This is a genomic window from Prosthecobacter sp. (assembly GCF_044222565.1).
Classification (GTDB): domain Bacteria; phylum Verrucomicrobiota; class Verrucomicrobiia; order Verrucomicrobiales; family Verrucomicrobiaceae; genus Prosthecobacter.
Genome location: NZ_JBGANA010000007.1, coordinates 280,701 through 300,211, shown reverse-complemented (window position 1 = coordinate 300,211; position 19,511 = coordinate 280,701). Strand labels below are relative to the sequence as shown.

Here is a 19,511-nt window from a genome sequence, read left to right as displayed (position 1 = left end):
TACTCCACACGCTCAGAGGCGGGCGGGCTTTCGCGACACCGCCCCTAATGTCGAGCCCAAGACGCACGCTCTGGGTGGTATGCCGGCGGTGGTGAAAGAGACTTTGTTGATTCCTTGGCCTGCCGGTTTGGGTGGTGGGATCTAAGATCACAAGATCCGCACCCAAATGTGGGTGCGGATCCTATGATCCTATAATCCGGCCGGGATTATGGCAGTCATGTTAGAACGCTTTGGTCCTTGATCCTGAAAGGTTTGTGGTGGGAAAGCAAACATTTCCGCAGGCTGCGGGAGCGGCGGCTCGGAGATCTCATGACGCTACTTTAACGTTACTCTATCGTTACATTTTATGCGATAAGGCTGCATGTCTATCGTCTCCTAAGGCTCCCATTCGAACGCGGATTCCGGCTGAAAGTCAGGACAACGCAAACTGCATGGGGTATTCGCAGCCGCAGTTAGGCAACCACGAACGAAGCCCTGCCAAAGCAGCTGCTCAACCCAAGGCGGCGATGACCTCAATCTCCACCAAGGCACCGAGGGGGAGGCCGGCGACGGCGACGGTGGAGCGGGCGGGCTTGTGGCCGGCGAAGGCGGCTTCGTAGAGGGGGTTCACCTTCGGGAAGTCGGCCATGCTTTGCAGGAAGACGGTGGCCTTGATGACGTCGCTCATGCGCAGGCCCTGGGCATCGAGCAGGGCGCGGATGTTGGCGAGTACCTGGGTGGTCTGGCCTTCGACATCGGTGGCGACGATCTTGCCAGCGGCGGGGTCGATGGGGATCTGGCCGGAGCAGAAGAGCAGGCCGCCATGCTTCACGGCCTGGGAATACGGGCCGACAGCGGCGGGGACGTTGGGGGTGTTGTTGATGAGGTCCATGGATGCCCTTTAGCCGGGGGTGGAGGTGGGGCAAGCTTGGATGCGATGGGAATGATGGGGCAGACTGAAGCAAGGCAGTGCGCGTGCCGTAACAACGATGGATGGCAGAGCCATCCCAGAACCAGAATGCAACCTTCCCCACTTCCTCTGCCCTCATGTGCCTGCGAACCTCGCAGACACCCCGCCCCAGTTGCGGCGCAACTGGGCTACTTTACGGCCGCGTTTCCTTCAAGCCGCGTGCCTTGTCGATGAGTTGCAGGAACTCCCCACGATAGCCGAGTTTGTCGGTGCCTTTGCCGTCGAGGGCGAGGCGGCGGACGGTTTCCCAGCTGAGATTGCCTTTGTAGGCGGAGTCGCGGAGGAGGAGGCCGAAGCCAGCAACGGCGGCGCTGAATTTGAATTCTTCGCTGCTGGCGGTGAGGGTTTTGCCTTCGTCCTTGGTGGGCACTTCGATGAGCTTGCTGAGGTCGCTGTCGGGGGCTTTGTAGCGCAGCTTCACGGTCATGGTCTCGCCGCTTTTGGCGGCTTCGGCGAGCTGGGCGGGGGAGAAGACGGAGGGCTGGGTCTGGTATTTCAGGGGATCCACGGCGGAGCGGCCGTCGGCTCCGGCGGGCAGATTGGCGGGGACGAGTTCGTAGAGAGCAACGACGCTGTGGCCGGCGCCGATCTCGCCAGCGTCCTTGGTGTCGTCATTGAAGTCTTCCTTGGCCAGCAGGCGGTTTTCATAACCGATGAGGCGGTAGCTGCGCACGGCGGCGGGATTGAACTCGACCTGGATTTTCACGTCTTTGGCGATGGTTTCCAGTGTGCTGCCCATTTGCTCGACGAGCACTTTGCGGGCTTCGCTGAGGCTGTCGATGTAGGCGTAGTTGCCATTGCCTTTGTCGGCCAGGGTTTCCATGGTGCGGTCCTGGAGATTGCCGGTGCCGAAGCCGAGGACGCTGAGGAAAACGCCGGTCTTGGCCTTGTGCTTGATGAGTTTTTCCAGCTCTTCCGGGGAGCTGACGCCCACGTTGAAGTCGCCATCGGTGCACAGGATGACGCGGTTGACGCCGCCTTTGATGAATCCGGCCACGGCCTGCTCATACGCCAGCTTGATCCCGGCGCTGCCGTGGGTGCTGCCACCGGCGCTGAGGCGGTTGATGGCGGCGAGGATTTCGCCTTTTTTCTCGCCATTGGTGGGAGGCAAAACGACGCCGCTGCTGCCGGCGTAGACGACCATGGTCACGCGGTCCCCTTCCCCGAGCTGCTCGGTGAGCATGCGCAGGGACTGCTGCACCAGCGGCAGCTTGGCGGGCTCGTTCATGGAGCCGGAGACATCCACGAGGAAGACGAGGTTGCTGTGCTTGCGGTTCTTGTCCATCTCGCGGCCTTTGATGGCGATGCGTGCGAGGCGATGCACCGGCTGCCATGGGCAGGGAGCCAGATCCACCCGCACGGCGAAGGGTTCTTTGGCTTCATGCGCAGGGCCTTCTTCGGCGGTGGGGAAATAGTTCACCAGTTCCTCGATGCGCACCGCATCGGGCGGCGGGATCATGTTCTGATTGAGGAAGCGCCGCACATTGGCGTAGGAGGCGGTATCGACATCGATGGAGAGCGTGGAGAGCGGCTCGCGCTGCACCTCCTTCATCTCGTTTTCGATGATGCGGGTGTAGGATTCGCCTGCGACATCCTGTTTGCGGAAGGAGGCTGCCTCCTGCTTCTGCGGCATGTCTTTGGAGAAATCAGATGCCGAAGAGGTGTCGATGCTGAAGTAACGGGTGTCTGCTCCAGCCGTGTCCACGATGGCCCAGGGCAATGGGGTGGCGGGGGAGGCGGCGGTGGCTGTGACGACGTTCGCGCCCACGTTTGGATTCGTTGGCTGTGGATTTTTCCCCTGAGGAACAGCGGTGGTGGTCACCGTGGTCACTCCTCCAACTGTCTGGCTCGTGGTGATAACACCCGCACCGGAAAGGGTGACAGTTCCCAAAGCATTTGGTCCGGGGGGAGCGCTGAGGGTAGCAAAGTTCGTGTTTCCGCCAGCCTGGCGTGTGACAACGGGGTCAGTGATTACCAGGGACTGCGGCTGCGGATTGTGCACGATGGGCGCGCCTGCGTGCGTGGTGATGACACCACCGAAAGTCATCGAGGCCGTCTGCGGCTGCGCAGGCGTGGCGGTGGTGAGGGTATTGGCCCCGGAAGTGGTGAACGTGACCGCACCCGCCGCTGGTGCCGTAGTGTTTACCGCGCCGCTGAGTGTGAGCGGCGAGGTAGCGGTTGGGACCGTAGAACCGGCTGCAGTCCAGCCCAGTTCGCCGCTGCCCCTCAGCGCAAACTCAGGCTCTGCCGGAATTGCTGCGGCATAACCGTTCAAGTCATAGTTGGAACTGGAGGACAGAGCGGTGGGCCCAAGATTGGTAGAAACGCCCAAGGTCAGCTGCTGGATGTCGTTCATGCCGTAGCCACCAGGGGGAGCAAACGAGTTGATACCGCCGCCGCTGGCAAGCTGGCCCATGTTGTGAACGAAGGCGTAGCCGAAGCTCACGCTGGTGGCGCCAATGTCATCACTCGGCATCGTGGGAGTGATCGTCGGAGAAATGCTGTCCACAGCGGGTGCGGCCGGTGCCTGGCTGGTAGCAGTCCTGCTCAACCTGCCGCGATCGAGACTTTGATCGCCCACGATGAACCTGTTTGAGGCCATGTATTTTCTGATCTCTTCGACGGATTTGATGTCGGGATGGAGGAGCGCCCCAGAGCCACCGGCTGCCATGGGTGCGGCAGGTGCCAGGCTGGCGACAGGGGGGGCGGCAGCGCGGTCGAGGCTGAGCGTCCCGGCACTGACGGTCGTGGCACCGGAGTAGGAGCTGGTGCCAGCCAAAGTGAGAGTGCCTGCGCCCGTCTTGTTCAGAGTCTTTGATCGATCATTCTCCGCCGTGAGGCTGAGGTCACCTTTCGCGGGAGCAGCAGCGGTTCCGGCCATGGAGGAGGCGGGGATCGCGGAAGTGCTGTTGATCGTTGTGGTGGACGAGACACCTCCCGCCACGCCGCCATTAATGGTGACGCCTCCGGTGAAGTTGTTTGAGAGCGAGTCTTTTGAGGTGAGGCTCGTCACGGTAACGCCGGCAGGAATGGCAGTACCTGAAATGGACTGGCCCACCTGGAACTGATTCTTTCCGAAGGCAACCGGCGCAGATTCAGCCGGTGCACGAGGAAGCTCGCGTAGGATCGTGTCGTCAGCGGGGTAGGTCATCTCGCGTGTGACATTCACCGTGGTCCTCGTCCCCGACTTGATGGTGATGGAGGGGCTGGTCATCAGATCGACGGGCGGGTTCGCACCCGCCATGCTGCCGGTGACCGTCAAAGCCACCTGCCCCGTGCCCTGACTCACGAGGCCGTCGGAACCGGAAATCGTACCTCCCAGCGTGGTACCCGTCTGCTCTGCGGCGGAAGCCGGTGTCATGATGGGACTGCCGATATTCACGAAACCTTCAAACTCCATGACTTTTGGTGACAGTGAGAGATCGATGGTCGTCGTGCTCGAAGCATTCGCTGCGGGATTGGTCTTGCTGGCATCGCCGAAATTCAGCGCGTAGGCATTTTGATCCTGAATCTGCTTGAGCTTGGTCACATCGCCCGGGGTCATGACGCTTTGCTCTTTTTTAAGAGCGATCGTGGGCAAGGCAGGCGCGGTGGCTGCCATGGGTGAAGGGGGCGGCAGTTTGCCCGGAGGCTGTGGTTTCACCACGGTGGCCTTCACCGCCTCTTTTTCCGCCTGCGCCATCATGCGCGGCTCCGCCGCTTTCCTCTTCGATTCCGGGAGCTGCACCTTGATGTGCGGGTCCGTCGGAGCGGCAGGCGTGGGGGCCATGGCCAGTTGCGAGGCGCGTTCTGATTTGTGTGAAAAGGTCTGCCACGTCCAAAAGCCGCCCAGCACCGCGCAGGCGGCGATGCCGAGGCGGACGATGACGCCGAAGTTCCACCGCGTCTCCGCTGGCCTGGGAGCGGACTTGGGCTGGGGTGCAGGCGTCCCGCTTGCAGAGGGCATTCGGGACGATGGCTCTGCTTCCTTGGGACGGGACGCGTGTGCGACAAGGCGCTCGCGCTGTTTGTCGGTGAGGGCGAGGGAGTCGTCCCGCAGTTCGCTCAGCAGGAAGTCGCAGAAGGCTTTGGTTTCATCGGCCTTCTGTTTGTCCTGGGGATTTTCGAGCAGCGCCGCCTCGAACTGCTGGCGGTCTTCGGCGCTGGCTTCATTGAGCGCCCAGGCGGTGATTTGTTCCGGTTTCATGATCTGCAAAAAAGGTGAGAGGGTGTTTTTTAAGCGAGGGCGTGCTTGAGCTTCGCGGCCTGCGGAGGCTGCTCATGCGCATGCCATTTGGTCTTCAGCGCGGCGACGCCGTGGTGAATGAGGTAGCCCACATTGCCGATGCTGGTCTGCATGGCGGCGCTGATCTGCTGGTAGTCGAGTCCGGCGATGAACTTGAGGCGCACGGCCTCACGCTGGCGGACCGGGAGGGTTTCAATGAGTTCACGCAAGGCCGTGGCGGTCTCGCGCTGCTCCATGGCATCGTTGGGCGCGGGATCGGCGGAGGTTTCGAGGTCGAGAGTTTCGGTTTCCATAACGACGAGGCGTTGATGTTTGCGGTGATGGTCGAGGGCACGATTGCGGCACACGGTGAAGAGCCAGGGGGCGAGCCGCTCGCGATCAAGAGTGGCGATGTGCTGGCTGAGCTTCACAAACACGTCCTGCACGATGTCCCGCGCGTCTTCCAGGTCGCCCGTGTAACCATGCGCATAGCGGATGAGGGGCCGCTCGTAGCGCTGCAGGGTTTCGAGAAAGAGGTCGTGCGGTTCGCTCATGTGGGTGTGTTCGGCGGGCATCACGGATGGAATGGGAATATCTTGGAAGATTTTTTCGCGGATGGCGAGAATGATCGCCCGGGCACGAAGGCAAAGCGCCGGACGCTGGAAACAGAATGCAGCAAACGTTGAATGTCCCCAACCGTGCTTTATCGGCTGTTGCAGGAGCTGCGGCAGCAGGTGTGGCTTTCGTGAAATCGGCATCCGCCGCAAATGCGCCAGTAAAAAGCGAGTGAACGCGCCCCCTTCCACGCCAGATTATCATGAACCCATGGCAGCATTGTAGCATTCATGCCCCGTCGTCAGCTCATTCACCACAGTTCCTCACGACTCGCTGGACTCGCGTCTATCTTGCCAAGGAGGAAAACTGAAGGGTGGCGCTGCGCGCTCACGGACCCGGAGGCGCGGCGCTGCTGGATGATCTTCAAATCCTTGCCCGTCCGCTCCCGGCCGCCCATCTGTCCAAAAACTAAACCTCATTCACCCCCTTGATTCTCTCGATCACTCCAGAAGCTGTCGTGCAGCGCCAGCTCGATGCCTACAACGCGCGCGATGCGGACGCGTGGCTGGCGACCTATGCCGAGGACGCCCGGCAGTTCGAATATCCCGCGACGCTGCTCACCAGCGGCACCGCCCAGATGCGCGAGCGCATCGCGGATCGTTTTCGCGAGCCGAATCTGCACGCACGGCTCATCCACCGCACCGTGGTTGGGCAGGTGGTGATCGACCACGAAGAAGTGACCCGTACCTTCCCTGAAGGCACTGGCAAAATCGAGCTGGTGGCGATCTACGAAGTGCACGATGGGAAGATCGCAACCGCCCGGTTCATCTCCGGCATGAAGACGCTCGACTCTGAAACTCGCCGCCTGACGGCATGAGCCAGGCCATCACCAACCACCACCATGAAACTGGAAGGAATCAAAGGATGCTTCGAGAAGACTCGCGGCCTGTTCTATTTCGCACGCATGTGCTCCAAGATTCGGCTGCACGCCCAGGGCAGCCTGCCCGTCGAGTATCACGACATGCTCGGCCAGGGTTTTGAAGGACGCACCTGCCGCTACCTGCGTGTCTGCTACGAAGATGTGAAAGCCCAGGTGCTCTCAGGAAAGGCTGACGAAGAGGTGCTCGACTGGTGCTTTGCCAATGGCCGCCTTCTCAACGAGGAGGAAGTGCTCATCTACAACAGCTTCATGAGCAAGCGCGGCTGGCACGATGACGAGACCGATGGCTTCATCCCGGCAATGATCAGGCACTACGGCCTGCCGGACAACGGCACGGTGCTGACGGACTTTGACCTCATCGAGATGGACGAGGGACGCTGGCACCCCGACATGTGGAGGGACGCGTGGAAACAAGCTTTATGACAGCAACGATCACACTCTTCAACAATCAAGCTCATCGTGATCAGGTCATCGCGTTGTGGGAGTCTGTCTTCGGCCATGAAACAGCCCACAACCGTCCTGCGCCGGCCATCGACAAGAAATTGGCGGTCGAGGATGGGCTGTTCTTCGTCGCGATCATCGGGAACAAAGTCATCGGCACCATCATGGCTGGATATGACGGGCACCGCGGCTGGATCTACTCCGTCGCGGTGCATGCTGAATATCGAAAGCAGGGCGTTGGCTCGCAGCTTGTCGCTCATGCGGAGCGTGCGTTGACAGAGCGTGGATGCATGAAGATCAACCTTCAGATCGTGGCGGGCAATGAGGCCGTTGCCACCTTCTACGCATCGCTTGGATACGCTGTTGAGCCGCGCGTGAGCATGGGCAGGCGGATTCAGGCAAACATTCCATCGCATGACCTCTGAGCACCAGATCAGCAGCGCCCTGCTGGACGCGCCACGCCAGGTGCGGATTCACCACGCTGAGAGAGCGGACTCCTGCCTGCTCTTTCTCGACGGTGAACTCTACGCTGACCGCGTGAAGTCCCCCGATGTCATCACCCAGGCTCAGGCAGCCGGAATGCTGCCGCCGCTCACCTGCGTCTATCTTCCAAATCTTGGCGCTGCGGACCGGCATGAAGTTTACACCTGCAATGATCGCTTCGCCTCGTTTGTGGCTCTGGAAATGCCGCGCTGGATTGAGCGCGAAGTGGGTGGATTTGGGCGCTTGTTCCTCTGCGGGCTCAGCCTGAGCGCACTTCAGTCCATCTTCACCGCGTTGAAGCATCCGGACATCTTTGCCGGAGTGCTGGCGCAATCACCTTCCGCCTGGTGGCAGAACGAGCGGCTGGCGTCTTCGCTCGACCAGCATCCATCATCCCGTGGGCGCTTCTGGCTCAGCGTAGGCACCCGTGAAGTGGCAGAGAGCGCTTCGCATCCTCCCACGCCATTGATTCAAAGTGTCAGCCAGCTGGCATCCGTCCGCCGGCTGCACAAACGCATGACCGAAGCCGGACACGATATGCACCTGAACGAATACGATGGAGGCCACGATCCTGCATGCTGGGGCGTGGAGCTGCCCCGGGCTCTCCAATGGCTTCTGAAGCTATGACAGACATGCACGACCACGCCTGCAGCGACACCGGTCCCCGCCCACGAACCATGATCGTCTTCGATGCCGACGGCACCTTGATCGGTGGAGAATCCACCGACTGGGCGAGCTTTGAGGCGGCGTTCCTCGATGTGGCGGGCTTCGCCCTGACCGGCGATTTTTACGACAGCATCAACGAAGTCACCGCCAAGGCCCTGGTGCATCAGGCGCTGGCTGATCTCGATCCTGCGGCGCGCCAGCTCAAAGAACAAGCCGTTGCCGAAGGCTTCCTGCGCCGATTGAAGGCCGCTCACCAAGAAGATCGTGAATGCTTTCCGGCCATCGAAGGCGCTGTGGCGCTGCTGCACGAATTGAAAGCCGCAGGGCTGCGCATCGCCATCGCCACAGGTGACTGGCGTGAATCCATCACTTTCAAGCTCTGTGCCGCTGGCATTCCGCATGAAGACATTCCCATCGTGACCTCCTCGGAGCATTACTCGCGCTCAGACATCGTCCTGGCCGCTGTGTCCAAGGCCGGCGGATCGCTCGATGAAGCGGTTTATGTTGGCGACGGCCTGTGGGATCTGCGGGCCTGCGAGCGTCTGGGGATTCCCTTCATCGGGGTCGGCCGCCGGAAGGAACGACTGAGAAAAGCAGGCGCCCGGCATGTGCTGGATGATCTGCGTCCAATGGAATTCTGGCGCGCACGAGACGCCATCCACGCAGCCGCCACAGGAGTTGACGCACATTACCATTCACCGCCAGCTCTCGCTCGCGGTGGCTGATCTCGAGCGGTCCGGCGCATTAGGCGATCCGACGCTTGTATAGCGCCGCGTCTGGGAAGATGCGTAGTCAATTCCTGGCCGCAGCAGCGCCCTACTTAAGCTTCGCCGCGATGTCGCGGAAGGCTTTGGAGGAGGCTGATTTTTCGATGTCTTCCAGCGCGATGGGGTGCCCTTCGTCGCCGCATTCGCGGACGTGCATTTCGATGGGGATCTGGCCGAGGAGCGGGACGCCGAGACGCTTGGCTTCGTGCTCGCCGCCACCTTGGCCAAAGATGTGATAGATCTGCCCGTCGCTGGGGCAGAGGAAGTAGCTCATGTTTTCGATGATGCCCATGATCGGCACATTGACCTTCTGAAACATGCCCACGGCCTTGCGCGCATCGATGAGCGCGACTTCCTGCGGCGTGGTGACAATCACCGCGCCATCGAGCGAGACGGTCTGCACGATGGTGAGCTGGATGTCGCCTGTGCCAGGTGGCAGATCGAGGACGAGGACGTCGAGATTGTCCCACGCGACCTGCCGCAGAAACTGCTGGGTGTAGCGCGTGGCGATGGGGCCGCGCACGATGACGGGAGAATTGTCATCGAGCAGGAAACCCATGGAGATGAGCTGGATGCCGTACTTTTCAATGGGGACGATCTGCTGCTCATCGTTCTGGTAGGGGCGCTCGTCGGTGCCAAACATGTGCGCGATGCTGGGGCCGTACAAGTCGCAGTCGCACAGGCCGACGCGGAGGCCGCTCTGGCTCAGCGCCACGGCGAGATTGGAGGCGACGGTGCTCTTTCCCACGCCGCCTTTGCCGGAGGCGACGGCAATGATTTTCTTCACACCGGGGATGCTGGATTTGCCGAGCTTTTCAGAAGCGGTGGCGCCTGCACCGGGCGGGTCTTTGATGTCGAAATTCAGCTTCACCTCGCCAATGCCGGCGACCTTTTTCAGCACGTCCGTGGCCTGCTCATGGATGAGGCGTGGGATGTTCGGATCCTTGGTTGCGATGGAGATGTCGATGGTGACGTTTTTGCCTTCGATCACGATGCCTTTCACCAGGCCGAACGAGAGGATGTCGCGGCTGAAGCCGGGGTAGCGGACGTTGCCAAGGGCGTTGCGGATGTCTTGTTCGGTGGGCATGGGGGTTGGGATACGTCTCAACTAGCGCGAGAAGACAAAAGTGAAACGACTTTTATCCTCCACTTCCTCTTACTCCGCCTCTTCCTCCCTGAACTTGAGGCACTCAAAGGTCGAAAAGGCAGCAAACCAAGAACGGAAAGATGAGGCGCGCGACCACAAAAAACGCCGCCTGTTTCCAGGCGGCGTTCGTGGAGAGGTGATGCCTCGGCAGCCAATTAAGGCTTCGGCACTTCGGAGATGGTCTTGAGAATGCGCGAGGCGATCTGGTAAGGATTGCCCTGGCTGTTCGGACGGCGGTCTTCGAGGTAGCCTTTCCAGCCATTTTTCTTGAAGCTGTGTGGCACGCGGATGGAGGCGCCGCGGTCGGCGATGCCCCAGGAGAACTTGTCGATGGACTGGGTCTCATGCAGGCCGGTGAGGCGCATGTGGTTGTCCGGGCCATACACGGCGATGTGCTCGGCGCAGTTCTTGTCAAACTGGGCCATGAGGGCGAGGAAGTAGGGCTCGCCGCCGGTTTCACGCATGTACTTCGTGGAGAAGTTGGCGTGCATGCCGGAGCCGTTCCAGTCGGTGGCGCCGAGGGGCTTGCAGTGGTACTCGACGTCCACGCAGTACTTTTCGCACAGGCGGTTCAGGATGTAGCGGGCCACCCACACCTGGTCGGCGCAGGTCTTGGAGCCTTTGCCGAAGATCTGGAATTCCCACTGGCCCTTGGCCACTTCGGCGTTGATGCCTTCGTGGTTGATGCCGGCGTCAAGGCAGAGGTCGAGGTGCTCCTCGACGATCTGGCGGGCGATGTCGCCCACATTGGTGTAGCCCACGCCCGTGTAGTAAGGGCCCTGGGGGGCGGGATAACCGTGCTCGGGGAAACCGAGGGGGCGGCCGTCCTGATAAAGGAAGTATTCCTGCTCAAAGCCGAACCAGGCGTCCGCATCATCAAGGATGGTGGCGCGGTCGTTGGAGGAGTGCGGGGTGCCATCAGCATTGTAAACTTCGCACATGACGAGCACGCCGTTCTTGCGGCTGCTGTCAGGGTACACGGCCACAGGCTTCAGCACGCAGTCAGAGCTGCCGCCGGGGGCCTGTTTGGTGGAGGATCCATCAAAGCCCCAATCGGGCAGTTCTTCCAGCTTAGGGAAGCTGGCAAAGTCCTTGAGCTGAGTCTTGCTGCGAAGATTGCGGACCGGCTGATAACCGTCCAGCCAGATGTATTCGAGTTTGTATTTGGCCATGGTTGAGTGTGTGGATTTAGTCTTGCTGTTGGCCTCTGGAGACCTCTCCTCGGCGTCGGCAAGGCGGGATTTGAGCATGTTGCATGCCAGAAGCCAGATGTTTTTTCGGTTTTTGCGACTTCTCGGGGTGATGGAAGGCTGTGATTCAGGCCAGCCCCCTGCCCCGCGCACCCGCTCCCCTTCTCTGCTAAAAAAGAAAGTCGCGGGCTCTTGCGCATCCTTGCCTCAGGCTGGAACGTTGCCCTCTCACCGCCATGCAAGAAGCCAAAAACACCGCCCGCGCCATTGTGCACATTGGCTATGACGGCAAGGTGTACAAGCAGTTCAAGGGGCACAATGCGCAGGGGCGCTTTGAAAACGAGGTGCGGGTGCTCAAGGTGCTGGAGGAGCGCGGCTGCAACTACGTGCCCCACCTGCTGGAGGCAGACCCCGCGGCGCTCAAGATCGTAACCACGAACTGCGGCTCCATCGTCACCCACATCAGCGAGAAGCGGGTGAAGGAGCTGTTTGACGATCTGGAACGCGACTATGGCGTGCGCCATGAAGATGCTTTTGCCCGGAACATCACCTACCGCGGCACCGACGGCAGGTTTTGCCTGATCGATTTCGAGCTGGCCACCGTTCTTGACCAGCCGCCGAAGCCTGCTGCATGACCGAACCAGAACCCAACCAACCGCCAAGCCACATCCGCTGGTCCGGCATGACCCACCGTGGTCGTGTGCGCCAGAACAATGAAGACACCTTTCTGTGCCTGAACTTTGACGCGCATGAGGTGCGCTATCTGGGCAAGATCGGCGACTCCAGCCTGGAGCGCGGGGACTTCGTCTTTGCGGTGAGCGATGGCATGGGCGGGGCGAAATCCGGGGAGTTTGCCAGCAAAATTGCGGTGGAAAAAATCACCCAGCTTCTGCCGAAGAGCTTCAAGCAGTCAGCGCAGCACATTGCCATCGGCCATGGCGATATTTTGCAGGAGCTTTTCAGCCGCATCCACGCGGAGCTGATCAAGCTGGGGCGCTACTACGAGGAATGCCGCGGCATGGGTGCGACGCTGAGCCTGGGCTGGTTCACACCCGGGTGGCTGCACTTTGCCCACATCGGAGACAGCCGCATCTACTGGCTGCCCAAGGCGGGGCCTATGAAGCAGCTCACGCATGACCACAGCTATGTGGGCCATCTGGTGCGCAAAGGGGAGCTCAATGAACGGCAGGCGCGCACGCACCCGCGCAAGAGCGTACTGATGCAGGTGCTGGGGGCCAACCGCCAGTTTCTGGAGCCCCACGTCGGCTCCGTGAATTGCGAGACCGGGGACCGTTTTCTCTTCTGCACGGACGGCGTGATCGACGGAATCTGGGACCACCGGCTGGCGGACATGCTGGCAAAGGATGATGCAAAAGCGATCGTGGAATACGCCGTGGCCGAATCCGGCAAGGATAACGCCAGCGCGGTGGTCGTTGAGGTGCAGTGAGCATCGGAAGCCTCAGGCCGTGAACACCGGCACGACGGAAGGATGAACTTGCGCTCGTCTCCAGCCTCCGCCCCGCACAACATCGGCGTGTGCATGCCCAAGCGGCGCGGAGCAGGGCGCTTCAACCTCCTCCATGTTTCATCACCAACCATGAAACGCAACGACCCCATTTCCCACCTGATGTCCCGCCAAGTGATCACCGCCCACCACGGCGATGCCATCTCCAAAGTCCGTGCCCTTTTCCGCACAAACGGCATGCACCACATCCCCGTCGTCAATGGCGAGCAGCTTGTGGGCATCATCACTTGGAGCGACATCCTGCGGGTAAGCTTTGGCGATGCATTCCAGACCGATGAACGCACGGTGGACGCCACGCTGGACCACACCCTCACCCTGGAGCAGGTGATGCGGAAAAACCCAGTGACACTGGCTGAAACCGGCACTGTGCGGGAGGCGGCGGAGCTGCTGGCAGGCGGAACTTTCCACGCCCTTCCCATCGTTTCCGGCAGCAAGCTCGTCGGCATCGTCACCACGACCGACCTGATCAAGTATCTGCTCGACCAGTTTTAAGACGAGGCGCCGCAGAGGCAGCATTCTTCTTTGCCGTGCAGCGAATGCTGCGATAGGCTCCCCGCAGCATGCCTGAGTCCCGGAGTTTTCTATTTGCAGCAGCCCTTCTTGTTTTTCCCGCCGCCCTTGGTGCCGCAGGTCTGGAGGACGCGCCGGAGTTTGTCTCGGCGCAGCAGGCGCTGGCAGACGGCCTGCCCGGGGTGGGCGGGGTAAAGGCTGAGCGGCTTCTGAAGCGCAAAGGCTGGACGCGGGTGGAGACGCGGCAGCTGGCCACCTTTGCGGCGGAGGCCTGGACGCGGGCCGAAGAAGGCGCGCGCGTGCTCGTGCTGGCGGATGCCTACGATCTGGATGACGAAGCTTTCTGGCGCGGCCAGGCGCTGGCCCTGGCAGGAGATCTCCCGGCGGCGCGCGACGCTTTGGCGGAAGACGCTGAAACAGCCCGCCACCCCCGCACGCAGCTGCTGCTGGCGCAGGTGCTGGCTGCCCTGGGAGAAAATGCCGAGGCACGCGACACCCTGGCGCCTCTGCTGGCGGACGCCGCTGACGCCGGACTGCAAAAGCATGCACGCCTGCTGCAGAACGAGATCGACATCAACGAGGGCAAGCCCGCCACAGGACTGTCTGACACAGCGGAGGACGCGCCCACCCGCTTCCTGCGTGCACGCACGCTCTTGCAAAGCGGGCAGGTGGGGCCTGCGCAGGAGATTCTGCAGTCTGTGCTGGAATCCTCCAAGGGGGGGGAGCGCATGCATCAGGCCGCAACTCTTCTACAGGCAGAGGCGCTGCTTCGGCAGCGGCTTGTGGCGGAAGCGCAGGCGCATCTGCTGAACTTTCTGGACTCCACGGCAGAAAGCAGCCTGTGGGTGGAGGCCTTTGATCTGCTGAACCACGTGCATGAGGAGGCGCCACAGTCCACGACCCTGCCGGAGGGCGTCCTGCGCTGGATCTCCTCCGGAAACAAGGCGCAGCAGCTGCCTGACCCGCCCCCGGCGCTGGCGGCCGCCACGGCGGAGTTTCGCGGCCATGCGATGTACCTTACCGCCCGGTGGCTGGCTGAACAGAAGCGCGATGATGAGGCCGTGGGCCTCCTGGAGGCGCTGATCCAGTCCCATTCCAGTCACCCGCGCCTGAGCGAGGCGATGAGTCTGGCCATGGAGATCTACGCCAGCCACCACAGCGACGAGCGCGTGATGGTGCTGGCGGATGCGTGGCGGGAGAAATTCAGCCGGTCCTCCGTGCCGGTGGATTTTGCCGTGGGCAGCCTGCTTTACCGACGTGGAGACCATCAAGAAGCCGTGGAGGTGTTTCAAAACGCCGCCAACCTGGCCGCCACGCTGACGGAACGCCGGCGTGCTCTCTTCAATGCGGCAGTGTCGGCCGTTGCAGCGAGCGATTTCACCTTGTACCAAAGCCTGCTGGGGCAGCTGGAAATCCTGACGAACACCTCCGCGACAGGCGTGGACAGCAACGACTCCGCCGCCACGCTGGAGCTCGAAAAAGCCCTGGCTCAGGCCGCCGGTCGCAAACCGGAGGCGGAGGCTGCACTCCGCACCTTTATTCGCGCCCACCCGAAACACCCCCGCTTTGCGGAGGCATGCGTGGCCCTGGCGGAGTGGCAGCTGATGATAGTGCCGCCCCGCATCGATGAAGCCCGGAAGGCGCTGGACAATGCCACCACTGGCAAAACCGCCCTGTCACCAGCGCAGATGCAGCGCATCGACTACACACGCATGTGGCTGAGCGATGCAGCCGGAGACCTGAAGACACTCGTCACCCAGGGAGCCGCTTTCACCAAGGCGTGGCCGCGAAGCGCTCTGCTGCCGGAGGTGCGCATGAAGATCGCCGGGGCGTATTACCGGCTGGAGGACTTTGCCAATGCGCGCACGGAATTTGAGATCATCGCTCGCGACGCTCCCGATGGCGCCCAGGCGGACTCCGCCCTGTATTTCGCCGCGATGTCCGCCAGTTCGGTGATGAGTGTGGAGGGGCGGCAGCGTGCGGTGGAAATCTGGGAGGAACTGGCGCAGAAGAACGGTCCGCTGGCCGTGGCCTCACGCCGACAGCAGGCGCTCTCGGAGCGGCTACAGGGAAACCACGCCGCAGCCCTCGCCGCGCTGGACAAGGTTCTGGCCATGAAAGCGCTGGATCAAGAAGAGCGCCTGGCCACCATCTGCGAAAAGGCCGAGCTCCTGCTGCTGCTGGGCAAGACTGAACCCGTGCGCCTCGATTCCGCGGCGGATCTGCTGGACGAGTTTCTCACCAATCATGCCCTGCCCTTTCTGTGGAAGGCACGCGCGGGATTCACCCTGGCGTCCATCCACCATGACGCCAAGCGCGACACCGAAGCTCTGGAGGCCTGCTACAATGTGCTACGCGAGGCGGACAAGACACCGCCCGCCAGTCCGGCGGACTATCTCTGGTTCTCCAAGGCCGGTTTCTTCGGCGTGGACTTGTTGGAAGCCTCGCGCCAGTGGGAGGCCGCTGCACGCCTGGCCGAACAGATCGCCCAGCGTCCGGGAGACAGGGCCGTGGAGGCGCGTGACCGCGCCACCAAGATCCGCCTCGAGCATTTCTTATGGGACGGCCCCTCTCCCACGCCGCCCAAGGTGCTAAAATTTGATGAAGAACCGGAGAAGCCGGCCCCCGCCGAGAAACCCGCGGCGAAAGGCACGAAGAAGAAGGCGAAGTGAAGCCAACGGCTATTGAAAACGGATCTATTTCAGCGGGCGTGATACCAAAGTAAAACCCGCCGCGCTCGCGTTCGCACAGCGGCTCGCAACATCGATTCCACGACTCCTGAGTGCGATACTCTGGACTGAGAGTTGGGGGCAAAGCATGCCTCGGCACCAGACGTAGGTGGAACTGCTCAGCGCTGCTGCATGGCTTATGGATGAAATATCGGCCAGTAGTGGGAGCAGTGCTTTCTCGGCATCACTCCTAGTTTTTTTTGCAGCATCCGGCGAATGGGATTGGGGCGATGTTTGGGCATGAGATCCCGTCTGCGTGTGATGACCTACAATGCGCACAGCTGCGTGGGCACGGATGGTGAGCTCAGCCATGTGCGCATCGCCGAGGTGATCGCCTCGCAGGACCCGGACATCGTCGCGATTCAGGAGCTCGATCTGGCGCGCATGCGCAGCGGACGTCTGGATCAGGCGGCGGTGATTGCGGAGCATCTTAAAATGCGGTTTCACTTCCACCCTGCCCTGCGGGTGAAGGAGGAAATGTATGGAGACGCCATCCTCAGCAAATGGCCGCTGACCCTGCGGCATGCGGGGGAGCTGCCCACCGTGAAGTCGCGGCTGGCCTTTGAGCCGCGCGGCGCGCTGTGGGTGACGGCTGCCTGCGGAGACCATGAGGTGCAGATCGTCAACACTCATCTGGGCCTGAGCCTGCGAGAGCGCAACGCGCAGGCTCAGGCGCTCGTGGGCCCTGAGTGGCTCGGCCATCCCGGCTGCCGGCAGCGGGTGGTCTTCTGCGGAGATCTGAACACTCCCCCCTGCCTCGCGGCGTATCGCACATTCAGCCGCGTGCTGCGGGATTCGGCGCTGCACACGCGCATGCGACGCCGCGCCACCTTTCCTTCACGCTTTCCTCTGGTGCGGCTGGACTACCTGTTTGTCTCTCCAGACATCCGCGTGGTGGATGTACGAGTACCGCGCGATGAACTGACACGAGCAGCATCGGATCATCTGCCGTTGATCGCTGATCTGGACATCACCTGAATCACATCTGCGTGCGCAGCACGGATCCGAGCAAGCCCCACACTTTCTCCCGCATGGGACGATGGCGCCAGGCCTTCAGCGTGATCTCACGCGAAGCCGCGCGATCTTTTGCAAACAAGCGCTCATGCTCTTCGGCGAATCCGGTGTCGTGCACATTGAGATTCGCTTCCGCATTCAGACGCAGCGAACGGTTGTCCAGATTAGTGGAGCCCACCGAGGACCAGCAGCCGTCCACCACCATGTATTTGCAATGGTAGAGAGCGGGGCCGTATTCGTAAATGCGCACGCCTGCTCGCAGCAGGGGGCCCCAGCGTGATACGCTCACCATCCGCGCCAGCTTCTCATCGATCAAAGGACCGGGGACCACCACTTCGATCTCGACTCCGCGGCGGCGCGCGGCCACCAGTGTCTGAATGGTCAGATCGTCGGGGATGAAGTAGGCATTCCCGATGTGAATGGAACGACGTGCGGCGGCGATCGACAGCAGCACCATCAGCCGGGCGTTCTCCCCGCCATCGCTGGCCGAGCTCTTGAAGACCTGGCAGGTGGTTTCTCCCGCTGGTTTCAGCGCAGGAAAGTAGTCATCGCCATGAAGAACGACGGCGCGCGTCTCCATCCAGTTGTCCATGAAAGCCTGCTGAAGCTGGGCGACAACCGGGCCCTCCAGTCGGTAGTGCGTATCACGCCAGCGCGTGGGAGCATCCGCATCACCATCCCAGTCGTCTGAGATGCCCACTCCACCTGTGAAACCGACGCGGCCATCGATCACGAGAATCTTGCGATGGGTGCGCTGATTGAAGCGCGTGAGCTTCATGTAGCGAAAAATCTCCACCTGAACACCCGCGCGTTTCATCATGGCCATCTCCTCACCGTGCAGGCAGTTGCAGCCCATCGCATCCTGCAGGAAATGCACCTTCACACCCGCACGCGCGCGCTCGGCCAGCGCTCGGGCAAACCGTGTGCTGACCTTCCCCTCGGCAAAAACAAAATTCTCGAAGGTGATGGTTCTCTGCGCGCCTGCGATGGCATCCAGCATCGCGGGAAAAATCTGCCGTCCGTTTTCCAGGGTTTCCACCGTGTTCCCAGCGATCAGAGGCGGCCCGAGCAGGTGGCTCACGGTGCGGCAGAAAGAAGGGTCTCCCACCGAATAGGTCGGATCGATGAGGTGCTGGATCTTTTTGTCCGTCTCAAAGAAATTGCGGGCGATGAAGACACCCGCAACTCCGCTGATGAGCAATGAGGCGGCCAGCTTAAGCCCCCCCCTTGCATCGGCGTCACGTTCGTGTCTGTGTCGTCTTTGCATGGAATTCGAATTCTTGGTGCAACACGCTGCGGTGCGGACCTAGGACATGGCGGCACTTCTCTTCCGCGTTGCCGCCGCTTTGCGCGCGGAAGCGGAGCGCTTTGAGGCAGGGCGGCTGGCAGCAGCTTTTCCGCCGAGTTTGCCCCCCTTGCGGGAAGGAGCCTTGTTTTCTGCCTTTCCTCTGCCTGCACCGCTTTTCTTGCCGCCCCCGGAGGTTTTATTAACCGTGGCCCAGGCGCGCTTGGCAGCCACCTTTTTGGAGACGCCCCGCTTTTCATAGCCCTCTTCAATGTGTTCGGCTTTACGCTTCTGTTTGTCCGTGTAGGTGGATTTGTCTCCTCGTGACATAAGGATGAGTTGGTTGTTATCGCCTTATCGCTTTCAGTGACGGCTGCGGATGTAGCGCGTCATCGCCACCACCTGGCGCAACGTGGCTGGCGTTCACCACGAGCGCGAAGTTCCAGTCCGGCATCAGCACCAGCTACGGCACCGACACGGTCGTTATACTCGGGGCCCCGGGCAGCACGACACCGCAAGACTTCAGCACCACTCTCATCGGACTCGCCCCAGGCAAGACGTATCACTTCCGTGCCAGCGCCACCAACGCCGGAGGCACAAGCACAGGCAATGATCTCACCTTCACCACGCTCGACGCCTACCTCAGCGGCTTCACATTGTGCACAGGGGCGCTCAGTCCGGCCTTTGCCCCCACGACCAACGCTTACACCAGCAGTGTGGGGAACAGTGTCACAAACACCACCGTCACCGCGAACGCATTCAGCGGAGGCTCCACGCTTCAGCTGCGCATTAACGGCGGTGCTTACTCCCCGCTCACCTCTGGCGCTGCCAGCGCTGCTCTCTCGCTCAATGTGGGGGACAACACCATTGATGTGCTCGTCACCGCAGCCGACTTGGCCACGGTCAATACCTACACCATCACCCTCACGCGCCGGACCCTCCTGCAAGACTGGCAGCTTGCCAACAACGCCGCCACTCTCACGGGGGATGATGACGGCGATGGCATCCCGAACCTCGCAGAGTACGCCTTTAATCTAAACCCTCATGGCAGGAATCCCCTGCCCTACAGCCAAACCACGGCCATCAATCCCGGCGATGGATAAAAA

General features: G+C 61.5%; 18 protein-coding genes. 11 read left to right on the top strand and 7 right to left on the bottom strand.

The genetic code is table 11. The annotated features are described in order from the left end of the window. Window positions 1-490: 490 nt before the first annotated feature. From ACILSR_RS12855 to ACILSR_RS12845, 3 genes are all read right to left on the bottom strand, one after another. Complete coding sequence (locus tag ACILSR_RS12855) at window positions 491-871, bottom strand: RidA family protein (protein ID WP_395750180.1); 381 nt, start codon at window positions 869-871, stop codon at window positions 491-493. A gap of 211 nt (window positions 872-1,082) precedes the next feature. Further along, a complete protein-coding gene (locus ACILSR_RS12850; RefSeq protein WP_395750179.1) occupies window positions 1,083-5,135 on the bottom strand; it encodes a von Willebrand factor type A domain-containing protein in 4,053 nt (1,350 codons plus the stop codon). Window positions 5,136-5,164: 29 nt separating this feature from the next. Continuing rightward, window positions 5,165-5,728 carry an RNA polymerase sigma factor gene (locus ACILSR_RS12845; protein WP_395750226.1) on the bottom strand — a complete coding sequence of 188 codons (564 nt, stop codon included), beginning with the start codon at window positions 5,726-5,728 and terminating at the stop codon, window positions 5,165-5,167. Between the two features lie 467 nt (window positions 5,729-6,195). Here ACILSR_RS12845 and ACILSR_RS12840 point away from each other — a divergent pair, with 467 nt between their 5' ends. The 5 genes from ACILSR_RS12840 to ACILSR_RS12820 are packed head-to-tail and all read left to right on the top strand — an operon-like array spanning window position 6,196 to window position 8,963. Next, a complete protein-coding gene (locus ACILSR_RS12840; protein WP_395750178.1) occupies window positions 6,196-6,585 on the top strand; it encodes a nuclear transport factor 2 family protein in 390 nt (129 codons plus the stop codon). Window positions 6,586-6,609: 24 nt separating this feature from the next. Then, entirely contained in the window at window positions 6,610-7,071 is a 462-nt protein-coding gene (locus tag ACILSR_RS12835; RefSeq protein ID WP_395750177.1) for a DUF5069 domain-containing protein, read from the top strand. Continuing rightward, the gene (locus ACILSR_RS12830) at window positions 7,068-7,514 is read left to right on the top strand and encodes a GNAT family acetyltransferase (protein ID WP_395750176.1); all 447 of its coding nucleotides are present in this window, start codon (window positions 7,068-7,070) and stop codon (window positions 7,512-7,514) included. Before ACILSR_RS12835 ends, ACILSR_RS12830 begins: the two co-directional genes overlap by 4 nt. Then, window positions 7,504-8,199, top strand: coding sequence for an alpha/beta hydrolase (locus ACILSR_RS12825; RefSeq protein ID WP_395750175.1), 696 nt, complete (start codon window positions 7,504-7,506; stop codon window positions 8,197-8,199). The genes ACILSR_RS12830 and ACILSR_RS12825 overlap by 11 nt, the downstream gene beginning before the upstream one ends. Before the next feature lie 5 nt (window positions 8,200-8,204). Next, window positions 8,205-8,963, top strand: coding sequence for an HAD family hydrolase (locus ACILSR_RS12820; RefSeq protein WP_395750174.1), 759 nt, complete (start codon window positions 8,205-8,207; stop codon window positions 8,961-8,963). 91 nt (window positions 8,964-9,054) lie between these two features. Here ACILSR_RS12820 and ACILSR_RS12815 read toward each other — a convergent pair whose 3' ends face one another. Together ACILSR_RS12815 and ACILSR_RS12810 are read right to left on the bottom strand one after the other, a co-directional pair. Next, window positions 9,055-10,092, bottom strand: a complete 1,038-nt coding sequence (locus tag ACILSR_RS12815; RefSeq protein ID WP_395750173.1) for a P-loop NTPase — start codon at window positions 10,090-10,092, stop codon at window positions 9,055-9,057. A 215-nt stretch (window positions 10,093-10,307) separates the two neighbouring features. Continuing rightward, on the bottom strand, window positions 10,308-11,324 hold the full coding sequence (locus tag ACILSR_RS12810) for a glutamine synthetase beta-grasp domain-containing protein (protein WP_395750172.1): 1,017 nt from the start codon (window positions 11,322-11,324) through the stop codon (window positions 10,308-10,310). Between the two features lie 254 nt (window positions 11,325-11,578). Between ACILSR_RS12810 and ACILSR_RS12805 the strand changes: the two genes are divergently transcribed. The 5 genes from ACILSR_RS12805 to ACILSR_RS12785 all read left to right on the top strand — a co-directional run bounded on the left by ACILSR_RS12805 (window position 11,579) and on the right by ACILSR_RS12785 (window position 17,084). Beyond that, window positions 11,579-11,977, top strand: coding sequence for a serine/threonine protein phosphatase (locus ACILSR_RS12805; protein WP_395750171.1), 399 nt, complete (start codon window positions 11,579-11,581; stop codon window positions 11,975-11,977). Beyond that, window positions 11,974-12,789, top strand: a complete 816-nt coding sequence (locus ACILSR_RS12800; RefSeq protein ID WP_395750170.1) for a PP2C family protein-serine/threonine phosphatase — start codon at window positions 11,974-11,976, stop codon at window positions 12,787-12,789. The genes ACILSR_RS12805 and ACILSR_RS12800 overlap by 4 nt, the downstream gene beginning before the upstream one ends. A gap of 150 nt (window positions 12,790-12,939) precedes the next feature. Next, window positions 12,940-13,359, top strand: coding sequence for a CBS domain-containing protein (locus ACILSR_RS12795; protein ID WP_395750169.1), 420 nt, complete (start codon window positions 12,940-12,942; stop codon window positions 13,357-13,359). A 68-nt stretch (window positions 13,360-13,427) separates the two neighbouring features. After that, window positions 13,428-16,049 carry a tol-pal system YbgF family protein gene (locus tag ACILSR_RS12790; protein ID WP_395750168.1) on the top strand — a complete coding sequence of 874 codons (2,622 nt, stop codon included), beginning with the start codon at window positions 13,428-13,430 and terminating at the stop codon, window positions 16,047-16,049. Window positions 16,050-16,346: 297 nt separating this feature from the next. Then, the gene (locus tag ACILSR_RS12785) at window positions 16,347-17,084 is read left to right on the top strand and encodes an endonuclease/exonuclease/phosphatase family protein (protein ID WP_395750167.1); all 738 of its coding nucleotides are present in this window, start codon (window positions 16,347-16,349) and stop codon (window positions 17,082-17,084) included. Between the two features lies 1 nt (window position 17,085). On the opposite strand, the gene ACILSR_RS12780 is transcribed toward ACILSR_RS12785, so the two are convergent. Both ACILSR_RS12780 and ACILSR_RS12775 read right to left on the bottom strand, forming a co-directional pair. Further along, the gene (locus ACILSR_RS12780) at window positions 17,086-18,387 is read right to left on the bottom strand and encodes a phosphatidylserine/phosphatidylglycerophosphate/cardiolipin synthase family protein (RefSeq protein WP_395750166.1); all 1,302 of its coding nucleotides are present in this window, start codon (window positions 18,385-18,387) and stop codon (window positions 17,086-17,088) included. A 39-nt stretch (window positions 18,388-18,426) separates the two neighbouring features. Continuing rightward, window positions 18,427-18,735: a plasmid stabilization protein gene (locus ACILSR_RS12775; RefSeq protein WP_395750165.1), complete on the bottom strand. Its 309-nt coding sequence runs from the start codon at window positions 18,733-18,735 to the stop codon at window positions 18,427-18,429. A gap of 326 nt (window positions 18,736-19,061) precedes the next feature. On the opposite strand from ACILSR_RS12775, the gene ACILSR_RS12770 reads away from it, so the two are divergent. Further along, a complete protein-coding gene (locus ACILSR_RS12770; protein WP_395750164.1) occupies window positions 19,062-19,508 on the top strand; it encodes a cadherin-like beta sandwich domain-containing protein in 447 nt (148 codons plus the stop codon). The last annotated feature ends 3 nt before the right edge of the window (window positions 19,509-19,511 follow it).

What these genes read in the sequence shown, in the direction of transcription:
- ACILSR_RS12855 (WP_395750180.1), bottom strand. Translation starts at nt 871, where the DNA reads ATGGACCTCATCAACAACACCCCCAACGTCCCCGCCGCTGTCGGCCCG.
- ACILSR_RS12850 (WP_395750179.1), bottom strand. Translation starts at nt 5,135, where the DNA reads ATGAAACCGGAACAAATCACCGCCTGGGCGCTCAATGAAGCCAGCGCC.
- ACILSR_RS12845 (WP_395750226.1), bottom strand. Translation starts at nt 5,728, where the DNA reads ATGCCCGCCGAACACACCCACATGAGCGAACCGCACGACCTCTTTCTC.
- ACILSR_RS12835 (WP_395750177.1), top strand. Translation starts at nt 6,610, where the DNA reads ATGAAACTGGAAGGAATCAAAGGATGCTTCGAGAAGACTCGCGGCCTG.
- ACILSR_RS12830 (WP_395750176.1), top strand. Translation starts at nt 7,068, where the DNA reads ATGACAGCAACGATCACACTCTTCAACAATCAAGCTCATCGTGATCAG.
- ACILSR_RS12825 (WP_395750175.1), top strand. Translation starts at nt 7,504, where the DNA reads ATGACCTCTGAGCACCAGATCAGCAGCGCCCTGCTGGACGCGCCACGC.
- ACILSR_RS12820 (WP_395750174.1), top strand. Translation starts at nt 8,205, where the DNA reads ATGCACGACCACGCCTGCAGCGACACCGGTCCCCGCCCACGAACCATG.
- ACILSR_RS12815 (WP_395750173.1), bottom strand. Translation starts at nt 10,092, where the DNA reads ATGCCCACCGAACAAGACATCCGCAACGCCCTTGGCAACGTCCGCTAC.
- ACILSR_RS12810 (WP_395750172.1), bottom strand. Translation starts at nt 11,324, where the DNA reads ATGGCCAAATACAAACTCGAATACATCTGGCTGGACGGTTATCAGCCG.
- ACILSR_RS12805 (WP_395750171.1), top strand. Translation starts at nt 11,579, where the DNA reads ATGCAAGAAGCCAAAAACACCGCCCGCGCCATTGTGCACATTGGCTAT.
- ACILSR_RS12800 (WP_395750170.1), top strand. Translation starts at nt 11,974, where the DNA reads ATGACCGAACCAGAACCCAACCAACCGCCAAGCCACATCCGCTGGTCC.
- ACILSR_RS12795 (WP_395750169.1), top strand. Translation starts at nt 12,940, where the DNA reads ATGAAACGCAACGACCCCATTTCCCACCTGATGTCCCGCCAAGTGATC.
- ACILSR_RS12790 (WP_395750168.1), top strand. Translation starts at nt 13,428, where the DNA reads ATGCCTGAGTCCCGGAGTTTTCTATTTGCAGCAGCCCTTCTTGTTTTT.
- ACILSR_RS12785 (WP_395750167.1), top strand. Translation starts at nt 16,347, where the DNA reads ATGAGATCCCGTCTGCGTGTGATGACCTACAATGCGCACAGCTGCGTG.
- ACILSR_RS12780 (WP_395750166.1), bottom strand. Translation starts at nt 18,387, where the DNA reads ATGCAAAGACGACACAGACACGAACGTGACGCCGATGCAAGGGGGGGG.
- ACILSR_RS12775 (WP_395750165.1), bottom strand. Translation starts at nt 18,735, where the DNA reads ATGTCACGAGGAGACAAATCCACCTACACGGACAAACAGAAGCGTAAA.